Source organism: Polaromonas sp. P3_C2, assembly GCF_056402675.1.
Genome location: NZ_JBFUGX010001278.1, coordinates 1 through 518, shown reverse-complemented (window position 1 = coordinate 518; position 518 = coordinate 1). Strand labels below are relative to the sequence as shown.

Annotated in this window: 1 protein-coding gene; it reads left to right on the top strand. The window is 65.4% G+C overall.

The features are described from left to right. Positions 1–518, top strand: a 518-nt coding sequence (locus tag AC1DWI_RS26055; protein WP_477726318.1) for an Ig-like domain-containing protein, incomplete at both ends; no start/stop codon positions are given.

The window sequence follows — 518 nt, the reverse complement described above, 5'->3', positions numbered from 1 at the left end:
CTGCTCATCTCTCTGGTCCCGGTCCTGGCGCTCGCCGCCACCCCCACGACCACAGCGCTTTCAAGCAGCGCCGGCACCGCCCCCGTAGGCCAGAACATCACGCTGACCGCCACCGTCACAGGTGCCAGTCCCACCGGCAACGTCACCTTCAAGGACGGCAGCACCACCCTGGGCACAGGCACTGTGGCAGGCGGCGTGGCAACGCTTGCTACCAACTCCCTGGCCTTGGGCAGTCACACCTTAAGCGCCGACTACGCAGGCGACACCAACAACGACCCGTCGACCTCTTCGGCGGTGAGTGTTGCCATCAACAGCGGCACCCTGACCTGGCAGTATGGCTACGACGCCATGGGCCGGCCCACCACCGTGGTCGACCCCAATGGTCTTGCCAGCTACACCTACTACGACAGCCTGGGCCGTCCCATCCAGACCCAGCAACCCGCCAACACCGGAAGTGCCACGCCCACCACCACCGGCTTTGCCTACAACGCCAATGACAACCTGACCCAGGTCACCGA